This window comes from Streptomyces sp. NPDC127197, from assembly GCF_042672405.1.
Classification (GTDB): Bacteria; Actinomycetota; Actinomycetes; order Streptomycetales; family Streptomycetaceae; genus Streptomyces; species Streptomyces flavusporus.
Genome location: NZ_JBHXVG010000011.1, coordinates 81,155 through 98,658 on the forward strand (window position 1 = coordinate 81,155; position 17,504 = coordinate 98,658).

14 protein-coding genes and 1 pseudogene are annotated in these 17,504 nt (G+C 69.2%); 4 read left to right on the top strand and 11 right to left on the bottom strand.

Annotation, left to right across the window (positions count from 1 at the left end; translation table 11 throughout):
* Positions 1-85: 85 nt before the first annotated feature.
* The 6 genes from ACFVJQ_RS19240 to ACFVJQ_RS19265 form a co-directional block, all read right to left on the bottom strand.
* The gene (locus ACFVJQ_RS19240) at positions 86-2,194 is read right to left on the bottom strand and encodes a hypothetical protein (protein ID WP_385785269.1); all 2,109 of its coding nucleotides are present in this window, start codon (positions 2,192-2,194) and stop codon (positions 86-88) included.
* Position 2,195: 1 nt separating this feature from the next.
* Positions 2,196-3,776 carry a hypothetical protein gene (locus ACFVJQ_RS19245; protein WP_385785272.1) on the bottom strand — a complete coding sequence of 527 codons (1,581 nt, stop codon included), beginning with the start codon at positions 3,774-3,776 and terminating at the stop codon, positions 2,196-2,198.
* Between the two features lie 284 nt (positions 3,777-4,060).
* Entirely contained in the window at positions 4,061-5,071 is a 1,011-nt protein-coding gene (locus ACFVJQ_RS19250) for a hypothetical protein (RefSeq protein ID WP_385785275.1), read from the bottom strand.
* Between the two features lie 4 nt (positions 5,072-5,075).
* Positions 5,076-5,459, bottom strand: coding sequence for an RRQRL motif-containing zinc-binding protein (locus ACFVJQ_RS19255; protein ID WP_385785278.1), 384 nt, complete (start codon positions 5,457-5,459; stop codon positions 5,076-5,078).
* Positions 5,459-5,788, bottom strand: a complete 330-nt coding sequence (locus ACFVJQ_RS19260) for a hypothetical protein (protein ID WP_385785284.1) — start codon at positions 5,786-5,788, stop codon at positions 5,459-5,461. The genes ACFVJQ_RS19255 and ACFVJQ_RS19260 overlap by 1 nt, the downstream gene beginning before the upstream one ends.
* A complete protein-coding gene (locus ACFVJQ_RS19265; protein WP_385785287.1) occupies positions 5,785-6,078 on the bottom strand; it encodes a hypothetical protein in 294 nt (97 codons plus the stop codon). The genes ACFVJQ_RS19260 and ACFVJQ_RS19265 overlap by 4 nt, the downstream gene beginning before the upstream one ends.
* A gap of 859 nt (positions 6,079-6,937) precedes the next feature.
* Between ACFVJQ_RS19265 and ACFVJQ_RS19270 the strand changes: the two genes are divergently transcribed.
* Entirely contained in the window at positions 6,938-7,948 is a 1,011-nt protein-coding gene (locus ACFVJQ_RS19270) for an XRE family transcriptional regulator (RefSeq protein WP_385785537.1), read from the top strand.
* Here ACFVJQ_RS19270 and ACFVJQ_RS19275 read toward each other — a convergent pair.
* Both ACFVJQ_RS19275 and ACFVJQ_RS19280 read right to left on the bottom strand, forming a co-directional pair.
* Entirely contained in the window at positions 7,932-8,720 is a 789-nt protein-coding gene (locus ACFVJQ_RS19275) for an NUDIX domain-containing protein (protein ID WP_385785289.1), read from the bottom strand. The two genes, ACFVJQ_RS19270 and ACFVJQ_RS19275, sit on opposite strands and share 17 nt — an antisense overlap.
* An 81-nt stretch (positions 8,721-8,801) precedes the next feature.
* Positions 8,802-9,131 carry a hypothetical protein gene (locus ACFVJQ_RS19280; protein ID WP_385785292.1) on the bottom strand — a complete coding sequence of 110 codons (330 nt, stop codon included), beginning with the start codon at positions 9,129-9,131 and terminating at the stop codon, positions 8,802-8,804.
* 160 nt (positions 9,132-9,291) lie between these two features.
* Between ACFVJQ_RS19280 and ACFVJQ_RS19285 the strand changes: the two genes are divergently transcribed.
* The gene (locus tag ACFVJQ_RS19285; protein ID WP_385785295.1) at positions 9,292-10,185 is read left to right on the top strand and encodes a hypothetical protein; all 894 of its coding nucleotides are present in this window, start codon (positions 9,292-9,294) and stop codon (positions 10,183-10,185) included.
* A 39-nt stretch (positions 10,186-10,224) separates the two neighbouring features.
* Here the strand turns inward: ACFVJQ_RS19285 and ACFVJQ_RS19290 are convergent, their stop codons facing one another.
* Together ACFVJQ_RS19290 and ACFVJQ_RS19295 are read right to left on the bottom strand one after the other, a co-directional pair.
* On the bottom strand, positions 10,225-10,590 hold the full coding sequence (locus ACFVJQ_RS19290; RefSeq protein WP_385785298.1) for a hypothetical protein: 366 nt from the start codon (positions 10,588-10,590) through the stop codon (positions 10,225-10,227).
* Between the two features lie 389 nt (positions 10,591-10,979).
* Positions 10,980-11,300 (bottom strand): annotated as a pseudogene (locus ACFVJQ_RS19295) (ISAs1 family transposase); the annotation flags it as partial.
* A gap of 443 nt (positions 11,301-11,743) precedes the next feature.
* On the opposite strand from ACFVJQ_RS19295, the gene ACFVJQ_RS19300 reads away from it, so the two are divergent.
* Both ACFVJQ_RS19300 and ACFVJQ_RS19305 read left to right on the top strand, forming a co-directional pair.
* Positions 11,744-13,144 (top strand): FHA domain-containing protein, encoded by a 1,401-nt coding sequence (locus ACFVJQ_RS19300; RefSeq protein WP_385785300.1) that lies wholly within the window; start codon positions 11,744-11,746, stop codon positions 13,142-13,144.
* Positions 13,145-13,177: 33 nt separating this feature from the next.
* Positions 13,178-15,334 (top strand): hypothetical protein, encoded by a 2,157-nt coding sequence (locus tag ACFVJQ_RS19305; protein ID WP_385785303.1) that lies wholly within the window; start codon positions 13,178-13,180, stop codon positions 15,332-15,334.
* A 385-nt stretch (positions 15,335-15,719) separates the two neighbouring features.
* On the opposite strand, the gene ACFVJQ_RS19310 is transcribed toward ACFVJQ_RS19305, so the two are convergent.
* Positions 15,720-17,465, bottom strand: a complete 1,746-nt coding sequence (locus ACFVJQ_RS19310) for a dolichyl-phosphate-mannose--protein mannosyltransferase (RefSeq protein ID WP_385513480.1) — start codon at positions 17,463-17,465, stop codon at positions 15,720-15,722.
* Between the last annotated feature and the right edge of the window lie 39 nt (positions 17,466-17,504).

Here is a 17,504-nt window from a genome sequence, read left to right on the forward strand (position 1 = left end):
CGCCTTGCAGGTCACAAGCCGTTTCCGGGGCATTCAGACGCCCCGCAGCGGCATGTGTTTTGGCGTGGCGACAGGCGACAAGTGATCAGCTTTCGGGGGGCGGTTCGGGGGCGTGGGAGCGGTGGACGTAGCGGGCCTTGGTGCCCTCTCCGACGCGGACGGCGCTGCCGTCCTGCACCCATGCCTTGAGCCAGCCGACGACCGTCTGACGGGTGGTGCCGTGCTCGTCCGCGAGCGCGCGGGCGATCGCGGACGCCCCGGTGCCCTCCCGCCCGGCGGCGAGCAGCAGGGCGAGCGCGGCTTGTTGGGCGGGGCTGTCCTGCTCGCCCCGCAGCGCCGACAGGTTCAGCCCACCCGATCCGGTCGGCGGAGCCTGCTCGGTCGGGGTGTGCGGGTCGGGGGCGGTGGCGAACTGGGCGTCGATCTCCGCCCGGAACCGGCGCAGCATCTCGTCTTCCGGCGAGACCTGCTCCGTCTCCTGACTGCTCAGCGCGGACAGCTTCAGCCCCGCCGCGGACGGCCCGTCGGCGCTGTCGGTGCCGGGGGTGTGATCGCGCATCCATGCGGTGCGGTCGGCGTCCCAGCGGCGGGCGTAGGCGGGACCGGCGGCCTTGGCGGACACGTCATCGAGCGTGGGGTGGCGGTCGGAGGTGGCGGCGATGATCTCCCGGATCTGGTTCGGCAGGATCCGCCAGGCCTTGAACAGCGCGGCCGGGGACTCCGGGGTGCCCATGAACCCGGCGCCCTTGTACGGGGCCTGGTCCACGCGCAGGCCACGGGAGCCGGGGAACATCTTGCCCAGGTCCATGCCCTCGGTCTCACCGCCGGTGAGCGCGACGCGGACCTTGGCCTCCCGGCGGATCATCAGGTTGCCCAGCACGCTGCCGGTCGCCCCGAGCGCGGTCAGGACGGTGCGCAGGCCCATGGCGCGGGCGATCCGGATGACTTCCAGGATCTTCTCCGCGAGCTTGCGCATCTGCCGGTCGGGGCTGGCTAGGATCTCCGCGCCCTCGTCGATCACGAGCATGATCTGAGGGATTCGCGCACTGATCGGCAGCAGGTCCGTGTTGGCCTTGGCCAGCAGGTCCTGGTAGCCCATCTTGCGCTGCTTGGCGACCCGGACCGCGGTCTCCAGCATCGTCATGGCCTCGTCGAACGTGCCGGCGAGCCAATCGATGCCGGGCCGCACGGGCTTGCCGTCCTCACGCTCGATGTCGCCGTTGAGGGCGGGCAGCACCCAGGGCAGACCGGCCGATCCGGCGTTGAGGTCGATCACCCAGGTCAGCACGTCCTCGGCGCGGGCGAACCCGGCGAGGATCGCGTGCACCATGTTCGTCTTGCCCGACCCGGTCGGGCCGACCACGAGGGCGCACTGTTCGCGCAGGTAGGCGAGGATGCTTGCCGCGTTGGTGCGGTAGCCCCACGGGATGCCGGTGAGCACCGAGAGAGGGCCGTAGTCGGCGGGGTAGGTGCGCTCCTCTTCCAGGACGTTGACCGTGGTCACGTCGATGATGACCCGGCCCTGGTCGATGCCGGGCGAGGCGGTGGCGGTGCAGCCGTGCGGCAGCCTCGCGTCCGCGGAGAGACGCGGGGACTCGGCGGCGATCTTGTGCCAGGTGGCGCCGCCGGGCGGGAGCTCGGCGTCGATGGAGAACCCGGCACCGGTCTCCCACATCTCCACCCCCAGCACGCGCACGGTGATGGAGCACACCCGCTGGATGCGGTCCACCCACTCCGCGGCGATCGCCCGCCGCTCCGCGGACAGCTCCCGCGCGATCTGCCGCTGCTCCGCGGCAGTCGCCTCCTCCTCCCGCGCTTCCTCGTACAGCGCCGCGGAGCGGGCGGCGGCGCCGATGCCGACGCCGATCGTGGCCAGCGAGCCGAGCGCGGCCCAGGTCAGGGGCCCGTGGGTCATGGCCCAGGTGGTCCAGCCGGCGCCGACGAGCCAGGAGGCGGCGCGGGTGGCCAGGGTGCGGCCGGCGTTGCGCACCCGCAGCCCGACGACGGTGTGCCCGAGGGCGCCGGCGGCGCCGACCGCGAGTGCCCAGCCGGGGGGCATGCCGGTGGCGGCGCCGGTGGTGGCGACGGCGAAGGCTCCGGTGGTGGCGGACAGGGCGCCGGTCACGGGTCCGTGACCGGCCGCCCAATCCAGCACCGGGCCACTGCTGTTGTTGGCGGTGGCGGTGCTGCTCATCTCAGACGTTCCAGCCCTTCTCGGCCTCGGTGCCGTTGCGGGGGTCCTCGTGCCGGGCGATGTCCTGCTCGTGGACCTGCCGGAACAGCGGGCCCATGTCCTCGGCGACGGCGACGGCGCTCATCAGGGCGCCGAAGATGTCGTTGAAGCCGTCCGCGACTTCCTTCTCCAGCGGGAACTCGCTGTCGGAGCGCTCGGCGAGGATCTTCATCACGTTCGCCACGCTGGTCAGCGCGGCGGGCAGTCCCTCGACCATGGCCAGGATCTCCATGGCGTTCTCGGGGTCGTAGGAGTTGGCTGCCTGCTCCATCTCGGAGGCGGCCTCTTCGAACCGGAATCCGGACACGTGCTCTCCTTCGCTCACCTCGGGTGTGGTGCTGGTGGGGACTGTGGACGCGGGCCGCTCGACGCTGTCCGCGATGCCCTCCGTGCCGTCCTGCTCTGCCTCCGCATCGGCGGCGGCCTCCTGCTCGCGCAGGTTCTTGCGGGTGGCCTCGTCCCGGTCCGCGCGCTGCTCGCCCGCCGTGTCGACCATCCGCCGGTACAGGCGACGGCCGGGGTGCATCAGGCCCGGGATGTTGAACTTGCGGCCGATCCAGGTGGTCAGGCAGCCCAGCAGCCCGACGGGCAGGGCGAGCAGGGCGGCCAGCAGGCGGCGGCCGTGGAAGCGGGCCGCGGACCGGCGCAGCGCCTTCCGGGCCGCCTTACGGGCCGGGGCTTTGCGAACGTTGGCGCGCTGCGCCGCGATCGCGCCGCCGGTCTGGGCGTCGCGCCGGGCGCGGTGCTTGGCGATCGCCGCGTCCCGCGCGGCCCGCGCCTTGCGGGCGGCACCGCCCATCAGGCGGCCCGTCAGACCGGCACGCTTGCCCAACCGGGCGTTGCCGGCCGGGGCCTTGGCGTTGCGGCGGGCGTCGGCGACCGCGCGCCGTGCGGCGGTGGTCTGCGCCCGCTGCCCGGCCCGCGACCCGGCCGCGGCCTGCTGCGCGGCGCGCAGCGCCTTGACCTGCCCGACCCGGCTCGCGGCCTTACGGGCGCTGCCGGCCGCGTGCTTGGACGGGCCGTGACCGGCCTTGCGGGTCTTTCCGCTGGTGGCGGTGCTGCCGTGGCGGGCGGCCGGGCCGGTGCCGCGGCGGTGCTGGCCCGGCACCTTGCCCGACCGGCCACCGGAGCGACCGGCACGAGACCCAGCCGAACGGCTTGCGGACTTGCCGCCCGTGCTCGCACCGCCGCGCCGCAGGCCCGCGCTGCGGGCGGCCGAACGGCCGGCGGCGCGGGCCGCGGCCCGACGGGCATCCCGGCGGGCGTTGGGCGTGCGGGAGCGGGTGGCGGCGACCGTGCCGAGCACCACCATCCCGGTGGCGGCGACGGCCGCGGCGATCGGGCCGCCGGCCAGGGAGGCGGCGGCCACCGTGCCCACGGTGCTGTTGGCCCCGGCGACCGCGAGGGGGACAACCGGCCAGCCGCCGGGCGTGTGCTCCACCTCCGTCACATCCTGCGCCGTGGTGGGCGGTGTGTCGGGCGGCGGGGGCGGGGAAGTCGGGGCAGCCTGGACGGCTACCGGCTCGGTGCTGAGTTCCGTCATGCTGTGAGCACTCCTTTTGGGGAGTAGGGCCCGGCCGGTTGCTGTGGAAGGTGGGCGGCCGGGCCTGCCGAATACGGGGTGAGCGCGGCAGCTCAGCCGCACTTGGCTTTTCGCGGGATGTCGCCCGCGGAGGGTGTGGGGCCAGCTCGCCGGGTCTGCGAGGGTGCCGCTCGCCGGGGCTCACCGGGTCTGCTTCACTGGTGCGGTCGACTGCTTCCGGCAGTCGCAACGACGGCCAGCCCAATTCGCCTGGGCTGGCCGTCATTGGTGGTGCCGGACGGTTGTTACGCCTCCGCGTCCTCCGCGTCGATCAGGGCGGCGTAGGCCTTGCGCACCCGCTCTTCCTTCGCGGAGAAGCCGGCCGCGCGGTACGCGGCCAGAGCCTTGCGGTAGCTCAGCGGGGGATTCTCGGAGTGGCGCAGCCACCGCAGGACAACCGTGAGCTGTTCCTCGCTCAGCGGCTCACCCGGCTGCGGCGTCGCGACGCCCGCCACGGCCGCCACCTCGGCAAGCCCCGACAGGTCGAGCGGGGCGTGTCCCGCGCCCTGCGGCGCGGCGATGGCCGGTACCGAGGACACGGGCCCGACCTGCGGGGACACAGGGGACACACCGGGGGACACACCCTCCCCCGACCACTGGCCCAGCACCCGGGCGAGATCCTCATCCGAGAACAGCGCCGGAACCTCCTGCGGGACGTCGGCCACCGGGTGCTCCGCGGTGACCTTCGTCAGCTCCTCGGCCGCCTCGTGGCGCACCTTCTGCGCCTGCCCGCGGGCCTTGCGCTCCTCGCGCTCCAGGATGGCTGCCGTCTTCTGCCGGTCGACCTTGGCCCGGGTGACGGCACAGCCGATGGCGACCTGGTCCCGCGTAGCGCTGCGCACGGCGTCAATCTGCCGCTGCGCCTCAGGCGAAATGCGGGTGGCCTCCCGCTCCACCGCCATAATCAGCGTCGCCTTAGCGGCAGCCGGAACCACCGCGCCGATGACCGCGACGACCGGCGTCGCGTACATCAGGCCGTGCGTGAACAGCACACCGACCGAGGTGACCAGGAACAGCCAGCCGAGAACGGCGGGCAGCATCCCCTTGGATCCCTGCCGGCGGTGCGCGGTCTCCATGGCCAGCGCGTACAGCCACACCGCGTCGTAGATGCCGGCCACGGTCAGCGCGAGCGGCGCCGGGGCCTGGCGGGAGAGGATTTCCCCCACCGCGTAGACGGTCCACCCGAGCGACAGGCCGGTCAGACCGACCGGCAGGCTCCAGTGAACCGCCCTTTGCGTTGCTGCCTTCCAGTTCATGTACTCACTCCATTTCTTGTTGCTGGTCGTCGGGGTAGGCGCAGGGGACGCACACCCCGAGGGAGGTGGGGATGACGTATCCGGCGTCGGTGCGGCACTGCGGGCAGGTGCGGCGGGCGCGCATCGCGCACGCCAGCGCCCGGCGTTTCGCCTCAGTCATTGGCCGTACCGGCTTGGCCTTGTCGAGCCGGTAGAGGTAGGCGACCAGCGGCCCGCGCTGGTAGCGCGGACGGAGCAGCTGCGCTGCGACCGGCTGACCGCCGGGGCGCAGGCCGCGGGCCCGTAACTGCCGTCTGGTGGCCAACCCGTCCGGCGCACAGCGCCACGGGTAGGTCGGGATGCCGTGCCGGGCGCCAGCCGGGTCGAAGCACTTGCCCAGCGCCGCCATCAGACCGGAACCTCGGCCGTCGCCGGGTCGGGAACGGGGGCGAAGCCCACCAACTCCAGTTCGGCGCCCGCATACTCGACGGACACCCGCAGGACGCGCGTCCGTCCGCTGCTCTGTGTGCTGTGCTTCACGGCGTCCGGGGCGATGCCCAGTGCATCCCGCCACGCCTCGAACTCGGCCAGGTCGTCGTGGAGCGAGAGCTCCAGCCGGTTCGGGAAGATGTTGGACAGATGCACGGCCGGTGCTGGCAGGTGCCCGAAGTCTGTGGCCAGCAGGCGCAGTGCCCGCAGCGACACGACCAGGCCGTCCAGCGGCAGACTCTTGCTCATGCCGCAACCCCCTTGCGCGCCGCGCGGCGGCGGGCGGGGCGGGCCAGCGGGACCACGTTGAACAGGTCCGGGTGGTCCTCGATGACCCGTGCAGCCAGGTGAATCAGGTCGTCGGGCAGGTCGCAGTATTCGGGGTCGGCAAGGATGTCACGCGCCGCGTCCAGGCGCGCCGCGCGCTCCTCGTCGCTCTCGCCCTCCACCCCGAGCCACAGTTCAACCGGGGTGCCCAGCGCCAGTTCCGCGAACTCCGCTGCGGTGACGGCCTGATGACCGGCAACGATGTACTTCATGGAGGTCTCTCCTCACAGTGGAACGGCCCGAACGCGCCCGGAGGTGCCTCTACGGGGCGCGCGCCGTGGGAAAGGAACCGCACCGGATGCGGTGCGGGTGGGACCTTCGAAAGTCCTCATCAAACGGGCAGGGCGCCGACGTTGCTGCCGGCGCCCTGCCCGCATGACGAGTGACGGGGAAGCCCGTCACTGTCGTCTCGCGGCTCCGTACGCGCCTTGCTCCGCCTCCTTTGGACGGCGCGTCGGTGACCGCGCCACTCAGTCGCTACTCGCTGAGTGGTTGCTCCCATCCCTTCCGGGTGTCATGGACCGGGTGCAGCCCAATCACCGGGGTCCCCGTGATCCGGTCCCTGGGTCTACGCCCGAGGGTCAGACCAGCGGCTTAGCCGATGACACCGGTCGATCCGTGAAGACGACGGACTTTTACGTCTCCCCTGCCGCCCAGGCCGCGTGTAAGCGGGCCCGGCGGGGTCCTGCTGCGAGCACGCACCGCGAACGGGATGTAACTCGCCATCTGGTGCGCACCAGTAGACTGCATCTGGTGCGCACCAGAGTCAAGGTGGTTCGCCGATTTGGTCGGTGGACGCCCCTCGCCGTGCATCTCCAGGAGACAGTTCGAGACAGGGGGCTCGGTAGCCAACAGGGCTTAACTCCCGTCCTGTTAACCCCTGTTGACCTGCGGCGATGTGAGGCACCATGGGGGGCAGTGATCGGAACTAACGCCGGGCGGTGGCCTGTGAGTTCAGGACTTCGGAGTGCGCGAACGGCGCGCGGCTGGTCTCAGGAGCGGCTTGTTCGCGAGATCGAGCAGTACGCCCGACAGCACCTCACCGACGTGGCCTCAACCGCGAGTCTGCGGGTGTACGTGTCCGAGTGGGAGAACGGCAAGCGCACCATCTCGGACCGCTACGCCGAGATCCTGCGTCGCCTCCTCGGCGTCACGGACGCTGAGCTGAGGAGCAGTGCGAACGCCGTAGCCCTGCCCATGGTCGACGGATACGACGAACTGTTGAACAGGATCGATTCAGCCAGCAGCGTCAGTGAGTCCATGGTGAAGGCGTTCAACGACCAGACTGAACTACTACGCACCATGGACCGGCAGTTGGGAGCGTCCGGCCTTGTCGACCAGATGACGGGCCACCTTGCGCGCCTTGAGGACGCGCTGAACTTCGCGGTGCTGCCGAACACACGTCGGCCCGTGGCCCTTGCGCTTGCCGGAGCGTCCACCCTGGCGGCGTGGCAGGCGATCGACTCAGGCGCGGTCGAACGAGCCTGGCGACACTACGAGTTGGCGAAACGGGCAGCACGTGACGCTGAGGCTCCGATGTACCTGGCGCACGCCATGGCAGAGCAGGCATACGTGCTGTGCGAGGCTGGCCGGCCAGCGCTCGGTGTTGAGCTGGTTCGCGATGCACAACGCACCCTTGGCCAGGGCGGATCGCCCCGTCTCCGGGCATGGCTCTACGCCGCTGAAGCGGAGATGTGCGCCCATGTCCCGGGAATGGCGGACGATTGCCGACGCGCGCTCGATGCCGCCATGGCGAGCATTCCGCCAGGCCTTGAGGATCGCGACCCGGACATGTTGAGCATCTTCCTCAACGGCGCCCACCTGACGCGATGGCGCGGCAACGTCCTTGCCCTGCTGGGCGACGACGAGGCGGTGACCAGCCTCTATGACGCCCTGGAAGTCGTCGACCCGACGTTCGTCCGAGCGCAAGCCGGTCTGCACGCTGATCTGGTGCAGGCCCACTTGGCGCGAGCCGAGTACGACGAGGCGAACACCCACCTGAGGCAAGCGCGGCTGTTGGCGAGCCGCACCGGTTCGGTGCGGCAGCGCCGTCGTGTCGACCTGCTCAGTGCACGGCTGTGACTCCTTGCTTGCCGCGGTTCGCCAGGATGTGGAGCAGGGCTACGAGGGTCCCGGAACCCATCAGCTCTCCGCGAGCCATGAGCCCTGGAATGTCGGCCAGCGGAACCCACTCGATGTGGCCGGCCTCTTCGAGATCCGTCGGTGAACCGACCTGCTCAGCGCCGTAACCTACGAAGATCTCGTGAGGCGAGTCGACCATGCCGACCATGGGTTGATAGGTGACGACGTGTTCCAGTGACTTCGGCCGCCAACCCGTCTCTTCCACGACTTCCCGGAGCGCCGTCTTCGCAGGGTCCTCCCCTTCGTCCACGATGCCGCCCGGGAGCTCCCAACCGAACTGTTGCGGGACGAAGCGGTACCGCCACATCATCAGCACGCGGTCTTGGTCGTCCAGCACTGCCGTAACGGCAACGTGGTGCAGCTTCACCACGTGATGCTCGAACCGCTTCACGCCGGGTGGCTCCACGTCCCAGAGCTGAAGTTTGACCCATCGGTTGTCGTAGAGATCGCGTTCGCCGTGGATGCGCCACGGCTCCAGCCCCTCCGGGGCCTTCACGCTCACTGCCCCGGGAATCCGGTACGAGCTTCGGCCGCGAACCTCCAGGGCGCCCTCAGCGACGAGACGGGCAAGCACTTGCCGGAGCGCGGTCCGGCCGATGCCGAGCTCTTCAACCAGCGTGCGCTCCGACGGGAGCTTGTCACCGGGGGCGTACTCGCCGGAGGCGAGCCGTGCGCGAAGCGTCTCGTAGACCTTGGTCGTCTTCGGTCCCATCCGCGGAACACTCTCCGTTCTGCCGTGGTGCGTACCAGCGTAGCGGGCCAGTGTCACATCGCCTCCGGTCTCATATCGAGGTCATAGCCCTGGTGGCAGCGGGAGGGGAAGGCTTGAACCAGTGATCTTCTCCAGGTCATCGAGCAGGCCCAGCAGTGATTGAAGTCCTTCGGGGCCGGTGCTCTCCCAGCCACGAAGCAAGGCACGTACACGCTCGACGAGATCAGGATGGAGCACGGCAATACGCGGCCCGTCTTCAAGCAGGATCCGGAGCGCGTAGTCGAAGTCCCCCTCGAAGAGGCGGCCGTCAGCTTCGTAGGACGTCTCCAGCTCGCCGATCAAAGCGGCCGCTGCAAGGTGGTGGAGCGCGAGGTACAGCCCCCACGCAGCCTTTCGGGTGTCCTCATCCACGGCGCCACGGTACGCCTCTGGGCAGGAAGACAGAGGCGTACATGAGCGGCCTGTGTGACCAGGCGTCATCCGGCGAGATCGGGGGGCCGGAACCTGAAAAACGCCTGCCAGCAGGACTAACCCGCCACTAGGCTGCCGTCCCTGATCCAAGGGGGGACGCATGGGCGCATCAGGAGACATCTCAGGGTTCGTCGTCGAAGGGTCACAAATTCAGGTCACGACGCACCGGGCCGACCGATCTGGCCAGATTGCGATGAGAGCGGGCGTCGCTGGCGGTGTGCTGTCCGCTGTGGCAGTCCTCGGGGCAGTCGCATCGGACGATCAGAAATTGGGCCAGCCCATCGACCGCAGCGAACTACTCGTATTGGAGGTCATGGTCAGCGTTGGTCTCATCGTGATGCTGGCGTTCTTCATTCCGTGGTTTGTCACGCGGCGCACATACATGAAGAACCAGAACGTGCACTTCGCGGAAAGACTGAAAGCCGAGCAGGAGCGCCACCGTCAAGCGCTGGAACAGCTGAAGAAGACCACCGAACTGGCCACGCTCATGGAGCTGAACCAGGGGCAGATCAAGACGTACCACGACATCGTCACCGAACAAGCCGACAAGTCGTTCAAGTCGTCCCGCACCGCGATGCACGTCGGGCTGCTGCTCCTAGTGGCCGCCGCTGTCGGAGGTGTGAAGGTACCGATCGAAGAGATCCGCTGGTTCATCGGCGCACTCGCCCTCTTCAGTACCGTGTTCTCCGCCTACCTGTCCCGCACCTACCTGCTCCTGTACCGGGAGTCGATCAGTCAGCTCAACCGGTACTTCGATCAGCCGGTCCTGAACAGCTTCTACCTGACCGCTGAACGCCTCACCGCTGGTCTCGACGCGCGGCACGCCCAGACTGTACGGCAGCAGATCATCGACCAGGTCCTGGAGACCAGTACACGCATCGGCGGCAGGCCCCAGCCGCAGAGGGAACAGAAGCCGAAGTCCGTCACGACCAAGCCGAAGAAGCGACGGCCGAGGAAACGATCGGCTTCTGTGAACGGCACTCCGCAGGCATAGCCGTAGGCCGGCACTCGCGATGACCATGCGGGGGCCGAATCACGGTGCGGCGGGCGCACCAGGGGGTGGCGTTGTCCAGTCGTCGAAGTAGCCGAGCACCTGACCGCACGGCGTCCAGTGGTCCCGAGGGGCGGCGCCGCGGGCGTCGGCGTCGGTGCAGGCGCTCGGCGTGGGCAGGCTCGACAGGGCATCGTCGATGACCTCGTCCGGGACGTCGTCAGACAGGCTCGGCTGTATGACTGGGAGCTTGGTGACCGTGACGGTTGGCGCCGGAGTGGGCTCATCGTCGGAGCTGAACAGGAAGTTGAGCCCGCCGACGAACAGGACGCCGGCGCAGGCGGCGAGGAACAGCCACCAGAGGGCGACGAGCAGGCTGGGTTCCGGGGCGGGGCGGCGGGTTGGCATGGCTCATCTTCCCGTTCAGCGGGCGCTGGCGGCAGGGGTTGGCACGACGCGTTGTGCGCGCCTGCTGGGTCCCACTGGGTGAAGACGGCTTCGAGGCGAGAGGGAGCAGTCATGATCGTTCACAAACCAGGATGCACGCGGAAATCCGCAGGTCAGAGGGCTTGCAGTGGCACGATCTTGAGGGGACTGTAAATGCTCCACCATCCGACGGACGGGGCACGGCGCCACATTTGAGTTGGCAGGTGGCCAGCCAGCGGGCCCCGTGGGCACATCGCCGCTCGGGGGCGGAGAACTCGATGGCCTGTGGTTAGTGGCCCACCTTTTTCCGGTGGTTGGTGACACTTGCTGGCGCGCCGCGGTACTCGCACTCGGGGCACATCACCCAGATCGCGCAGGCACTTGCCGTCCACCGCGATCGCCCGGCGCCTGCGCCGCACCGGCTCGGCCTGGGTGGCAGCCTGGTGGGCCCGGCGCTGTTCGCGCTCTGGGCCGCCGTCGGGCATCAGCGGGGCGGGAGTTGCGCGCTCGTCGGGGAGCAGGGACTTCAGGTAGGCGAACCCGGCCGTGCTGAGCTCGGCCGGATCGAGGCGTCCCAGCACGCTGCGCAGGGCCTTCTCACTTGGCACCCGGTAGCGGCCCAGGAGCGGGTGGTAGGGCAGGCAGAAGGCGGCCAGTTCCTCAGGTGCCGCACGCCGGCACCACTCCGCTGCTTCTGGGGCTCGCCGCCGACATCAACCCATCCAAGTTCGGACGAGCCGGGCAAACGTTGGGGTTCTGGGTGACCGGGCCAGCGCGCGAGCTGACACCTTCACCTTCATCGAGACCTACTACAACCGCAGGCGCTGCGCAGGCACCCCGAGTGGGACTACCTCACGCCCCACGAAACCCGCCAGCGCCACCAAGGAACGAAACCAGACCACGCCCTCGCCGCGCGACAGAAGCGTGTCCAAGATCACGGGAAGCTTCAGTGGCGATGTGGGGCGCGCTCTGCGTATGGCCGTGCTGACCTCCTGCCGGCCGTGCTGACTCCTGTCTTGACAGTCCTGTCCGGGCTAACCAGAGTGAGGACAGTAGAAGTTCTCAATATGACGCGCCCGTCAGCGTGGTCGAGTGCCAGGGGCCGGGGCGCTGACGCTGCGGGGATAGAGCGGCCATGCAGGCCCCAGAGCACGGAACGCAAGCCCTTACCACCCAGAGTCTGCACGTGGTCAGCGGCCCGGGTTCGGGTACTAGGGTTCCTCTCGATCGGCCGGAGCTGTGGCTGGGATGGGACTCTCCGTTCCTGCATCCCGCTTCGGACTCGGGCCTGTCGCGGCGGCACGCACTGCTCCGCCGCACTTCCCAGGGAGCCTGGGTCATCCAAGACATGGGTTCAACCAACGGCACCTACGTCAACGATGTGCGCATCAGTGGGCCGACGGTTGTGAGCCCGGGAGACGAGATCTGCCTGGGGATGACCCGGCTCCGGCTCGTCGGCGACCCGATGGCTGCGCGGACCTCGGTGCTGCCTCCGTCGGGCGCTGCGGCCACATCGCCCGACCCCGCCCAGGCGATCGAGCGGGGGCGCCGGATGTACGCGGAGCGCCGGTACGAGGATGCGGAGCGCCTGTTCGCCCAGGTCGCGGGCAAGCCGCCCTACCAGGCCGAGGGCCACTTCGGCCTGGGGATGATCCGGTACGCGCGCGGCGATCCCGTCGGAGCCGAGCAATTCTTCAGACGCTGCCTCGATCTGGGTTCTCGGCACGCCGGTGCCCGCTACATGCTCGGCGTGCTTGCCGAGCAGCGGGGCGACCTTGCCGGTGCGCGAGCCCGGTACCAAGACGCCCTAGCCGCCCAGCCGGACCAGCCAGAGGCGGCTACAGCACTGGCACGCCTGGGAGGAACCCCAGCATCCCGGCCCGAACCCACACGCACCCCATCACCGCCGCCAGCTACTCGGTCCAGTTCAGTACCCAATCACGTGGCCGAGGCGTACGGCGTCTATGAGTACCTCTCCCAAGATCCATCACCGCTTTCCCGCAGGACACTGCGGACCATGGACGCCTTGCGGCTGCGACGGCACCCATCCGTGACCGCTTATCTGGGGCCGATTCTCGGCTGGGTAGCAGCGCTCATGATCGCCGTTCTGCTCGTGCGCATCCTTACGACGAACGTCGCCGTGCAGGGTGCCGACGAGTTGGCCCTATGGTCCGAGAGGGTCGGCTTCGCGGTAGTCCTGATCGGCGTCGCTGCGCTCGCCCTGTACCTGGTACGCATCCTCACCACCCGTTTCACCCTCGAACGGGGCCGACTCCAGATAGAGCAGGGCATCTTCCACCGGAAGCTGACCAACCTGGAGCTGTGGCGGGTGGAAAGCATCGAGCTGCACCGCACGCTGCTCCAACGGATGACCAGGGACGGAAAGCTGGTGATCGAGGAAGTCCACAAGTCCAAGAAACCGCTGGAGGTCGTCGGGCTAGCCCGGGGAAGCGAGCTGCGGCAGATCTACCAGGAAGTGCTGAATCTCGTCTTCCTGCTGCGCGGGAACCCGGTCGTCAAGGGCATTATTACCTGACGTCCGCCGCACAGCGGGGCTGCGGAGGCTCCCATGGCCACCAGCGCCGAAGGGTCCTACTCTGTCGATCTCGCCCGGGCCACCCGCGCCGAGCTGGAGAGCGCGCGCCAGGCCGTCGGGGAACGGCTGGCGCGACCCGGCAGCTACACCGACCGCGCCGCGGACGCGCGCACTCACGGTCAGTTGCAGCGGGAGCTGGCGCATCGCGAGTATCAGGATGCTCGAGTGCGGTTGGCCTCCGAGGAGAGCTACACCGACCGCGAACGCGACCAGCACTTCGTGGACGCCTTCAACCGCTCCTTCGATCAGGGGCTGTTCCACATTCAGCGGCACCTCAAGGACCGGCTCCTCTCCTCGGCCGACACTTTCAAGAAGGCGCTCACCCGCCAGGGTCGCAGCGTCGAGAACATCAGCATCAGCCGCGACTGGGCCCATCCCGGTGGCTATCGGATCTCCGCCACCATCCGGCTGCCGGGGATCACCCACTACCAGCCCCGCACCGGTGCCGAGTGGCACTCTCCCGATCGGTTGGAGGAGGTAACCATCGGCTACGCGTGGCCAATGGCTGATCGCCAGGGCTTCCCTGACGTCCGATTCGTGACCCCGGCCGAACGCGACTCGCAGCTGGGCGTTGCGCAGTCCGAGGACAACCCCATTGAGACCTTCTTGGACATCAAGGATCTGGTCACGCTCGTCCCTGGTCTGATCAAAGGGATGGTCAAGGGAGTGGTCAAGGAGGCTAGCGAGGCGGCAGCGGAGAAGATCACGCGGGAGATGGTCGAGGACGTGGGCAAGGGGGCGGCCAGCCAGATCGACGACATCGCAGGCCGCGAGGCGGGCGAGGCACTGGGAGGAAAGGCCGCAGGCCGCCAGGCCGGACACGATCCGTCACCCGAGATCTCGGAACGCGAGATCGCAGAAGGTACGGCAAGCACGCCGCCGAAGGAATCCGCAGACCACCCGGAGTGGTACCGGGGTGAACCCGCACCGCCCCCAGGCCGCCATGAGGTTGCACCGCAACCCAACATCTACACGGCCCACAACGACGCGGTCCGAAGCGTCGAAGCCCAAAGGGCGCATCTGGCCGAACTCGTCGCCGACAAGGATCAAATCATCGCCGAACAGGGGGCCGACGCGTGGCGCCGCGGGTTCGCGTCGGCCCGAACGAACCTCTACAACGCCCTTGAGCACCGATTCGTCACCGGCCTCCAGGCAACGCATATCGACCGGATCTTTTGGGAACAGGCCCGGATCATGGGGCTGCGCACCCCTGAGGGCGAGTTCCTTCCCGTCCCCTCCGGCCGTGCCCGCATCGCCGACTGGATCGAACTAAAAGACGGCTATGGCCAACTCGGCGAACTCAAATCGAAGTGGACCCTACAGCGCAGCGCTGGCGTCTCCCCGAGCCCCGGGCGGGCACCCGACTTCGACGAGGTCGTCGGCTCCTTCAAGTCCAGCTCCGCCATCGGCAGGCAGCTCGACAACGAGCGCTGGCTCGTCGAATGGGCACGCAAGCACCCCGGCGCCAAGCTGGAGATCACCGCCCGGGATCCCCGCGACGGAACCGCACGCACCATCCTGCTCGACGCGGACATGTTGAAGGGGTCCCGGGTCACCGACTACACGACCCACCCGGATACCCTCCTCGACGTCCAGAAGACCGAGCCCCCACCCGCAGCTGCCCCTGCTCCGGCTGCCCCCGCTCCGGAATCCGCCGAGACGGCATCGCTGATGTCTCGAGGGCCAGTCCTCGACGACCGAGCTGGCCCGGACATCGACTCTGGGGCCGAGGGTCTCCCGCCGGGCGCGTCCGACGCGATACCGACCGCCACCGCCACGGATCAGGGGTGGCCGTCCGGGCCGACGCTCGTGGACCAGTCGAGGGACGACGCTGCCAGCGAAGCGGGCGAACCTGTGTCGGACGCCTCGCACACCCCAGGCACCTCTCCGCCCGCCGACCAGAGCGTCTCCGCCCCCCCACCTGGCTTCCCCACCAGCGGTCCCATGTGCGTGGACGACCAGATATCCGAGCCACCTGCGAATACAGTTACAGTTCCGCAACCCTCAATGGAATCGGCATCGCAGCCAGCGCCGGGCCAGATGCCCGCGGACCCGGGTGGGCTCTGGAGCACACCCGATCCCGGAGGTGTCCAGCAGGCCGACCCTGGCGCTAGCGGCGGAGCACCGTGATCCCAATGGCGTCGGATGAATGGGAAGAGGCACGGTTCAAGCATGCCAAAGGTCGGTATGGGCGTTACGCCGCCTGCCTCGAGCCATGGCGTCGGCGGGCGATTGAAGGGCCGCCTTTCGTCGGTGCTGCGGGCGTCCGTGCCACGACCGGCGGGCGGGGAGGTGCGTGCCTACCCCGACTGATGGGGTCCCACTGGGGCACAACTTGTTCCGCCCTATGAAAGGCCAGTTCAGAGCGGGTTTCATGCGCGGTCTGTAAACCTGCTGAGGTTCAGAGCGGGGCCGCCCTCGGGCCGTCCGAGGGGGACCGACGACAGCCACTAACGACCAACAACGACCACGAGGGCGCGGCCGCCCGCCGCGCCCTCGTAGCGTGTCTGTCCAGCTAGACCCAGGTGTCCAGCCACATCCGCGACCGCCAGTCGTCGATCGGGATCGCGGTGCCGGTGTACAGGGGCCAGAAGTAGACGAAGTTCCACGCGATCAGCAGCACCAGCACGCCCGCACCCGTCGCGCCCGCCACCCGGCGGGTGTCGCTCGAGCGGGCCGGACCGACCAGCGCGCCGGCCAGCATCGCCACCGCCAGGCACAGGAACGGTACGAAGACCACGGCGTAGAAGAAGAAGATCGTCCGCTCCTGGTACATGAACCAGGGCAGATAACCCGCCGCGATCCCGCAGGCGATCGCGCCCGCCCGCCAGTCGCGGCGGAAGAACCAGCGCCACAGGACGTACAGCAGCGCGAAGCAGGCCACCCACCACAGCATCGGCGTGCCCAGCGCCAGCACCTCGCGGGCGCACTTCTCGCCCGCGTCGACAGGGCAGCCGTCCTTGCCGGGGGCGGGGGACTCGTAGAAGTACGACACCGGGCGGCCGGTGACGAGCCAGCTCCACGGGTTGGACTGGTACGTGTGCGGCGAGGAGAGGCCGACGTGGAACTCGTACACCTGGTTCTCGTAGTGCCACAGGCTGCGCCACCAGTCCGGGAACAGCCAGGACCAGCTGCTGTCCTTGCCGTCGGTGGCCGCCCAGTTGCGGTAGTAGCCGCCGGAGCCGTCCGTGGCGGAGAGGATCCAGCCGGTCCAGGAGACGATGTAGGTGGCGACGGCGACCGGCACCGTGCACAGGAACGCCCAGCCCAGATCGCGCTTGATCACCGCCATGTACGGGTGACGGGCGCCCGCGACCCGGCGCGAGCCGACGTCCCACAGCACCGCCATCACACAGAACGCCGCCAGGAAGTACAGGCCGTTCCACTTGGTGCCGATGGCCAGGCCCAGCATCAGACCCGCCGCCAGCCGCCAGGGGCGCCAGCCGATCCGTGTGTTCTCCGCCGTGTACGCGTCCGGGCGGACCCGGCCGTCGACGTCCGCCGGGAGCGCGGCGGCCAGTTTCTCCCGCGCCTTGTCGCGGTCGATCAGGAGGCAGCCGAAGGCTGCGAGGACGAAGAACATCAGCACGCCGTCCAGCAGCGCCGTACGGCTCATCACGAAGTGCAGACCGTCCACCGCCATCAGCGCGCCCGCGAGACAGCCGAGGAACGTGGAGCGGAAGAGGCGGCGGCCGATGCGGCAGAGCATCAGGACGGAGAGGGTGCCCAGCAGCGCGGTCATGAACCGCCAGCCGAACGGGTTGAACCCGAACATCAGCTCGCCGAGCCCGATGACGTACTTGCCGACCGGCGGATGCACCACATACGCCGCGTCCGTCGGGATCGGAACGTTTCCGTTCGAGGAGAGGATGAGGTCGTTGACGTTCTTGTCCCAGTTGACCTCGAACCCGCGGTGGACGATCGCCCACGCGTCCTTGGCGTAGTACGTCTCGTCGAATATCACCGCCTTCGGGTTGCCCAGGTTCCAGAACCGCAGCACGCCCGCGAACAGCGTCACCAGCAGCGGACCGCCCCAGCCCGACCAGCGGACGATCCGTTCGGCGAGCGTGTGCCGGATGCCGAGGCTCGCCCACAGCCGCGGGGAGGGCTCGGTGTACGGCGGCACCAGCCGGTCCCGGACATCGCCGCGGGATCCCGACGGCACGTATCCGAAACGGCGCAGCCGCTGCTGCCACGAGGGCCGCTGCTCGTGGGGGGCCTGCTCCTGCCGGGTGTCCGTGGAGGACGCGGTACTGGTCACCGCGCCATCGTAGGGAACAGGTCTGTGGGAGTCCCGTGG

Bases quoted from the DNA above. Each gene is read 5' to 3' on its own strand.
- ACFVJQ_RS19240 (WP_385785269.1), bottom strand. From the start codon at position 2,194: ATGAGCAGCACCGCCACCGCCAACAACAGCAGTGGCCCGGTGCTGGAT.
- ACFVJQ_RS19245 (WP_385785272.1), bottom strand. From the start codon at position 3,776: ATGACGGAACTCAGCACCGAGCCGGTAGCCGTCCAGGCTGCCCCGACT.
- ACFVJQ_RS19250 (WP_385785275.1), bottom strand. From the start codon at position 5,071: ATGAACTGGAAGGCAGCAACGCAAAGGGCGGTTCACTGGAGCCTGCCG.
- ACFVJQ_RS19255 (WP_385785278.1), bottom strand. From the start codon at position 5,459: ATGGCGGCGCTGGGCAAGTGCTTCGACCCGGCTGGCGCCCGGCACGGC.
- ACFVJQ_RS19260 (WP_385785284.1), bottom strand. From the start codon at position 5,788: ATGAGCAAGAGTCTGCCGCTGGACGGCCTGGTCGTGTCGCTGCGGGCA.
- ACFVJQ_RS19265 (WP_385785287.1), bottom strand. From the start codon at position 6,078: ATGAAGTACATCGTTGCCGGTCATCAGGCCGTCACCGCAGCGGAGTTC.
- ACFVJQ_RS19275 (WP_385785289.1), bottom strand. From the start codon at position 8,720: ATGGGACCGAAGACGACCAAGGTCTACGAGACGCTTCGCGCACGGCTC.
- ACFVJQ_RS19285 (WP_385785295.1), top strand. From the start codon at position 9,292: ATGGGCGCATCAGGAGACATCTCAGGGTTCGTCGTCGAAGGGTCACAA.
- ACFVJQ_RS19290 (WP_385785298.1), bottom strand. From the start codon at position 10,590: ATGCCAACCCGCCGCCCCGCCCCGGAACCCAGCCTGCTCGTCGCCCTC.
- ACFVJQ_RS19300 (WP_385785300.1), top strand. From the start codon at position 11,744: ATGCAGGCCCCAGAGCACGGAACGCAAGCCCTTACCACCCAGAGTCTG.
- ACFVJQ_RS19305 (WP_385785303.1), top strand. From the start codon at position 13,178: ATGGCCACCAGCGCCGAAGGGTCCTACTCTGTCGATCTCGCCCGGGCC.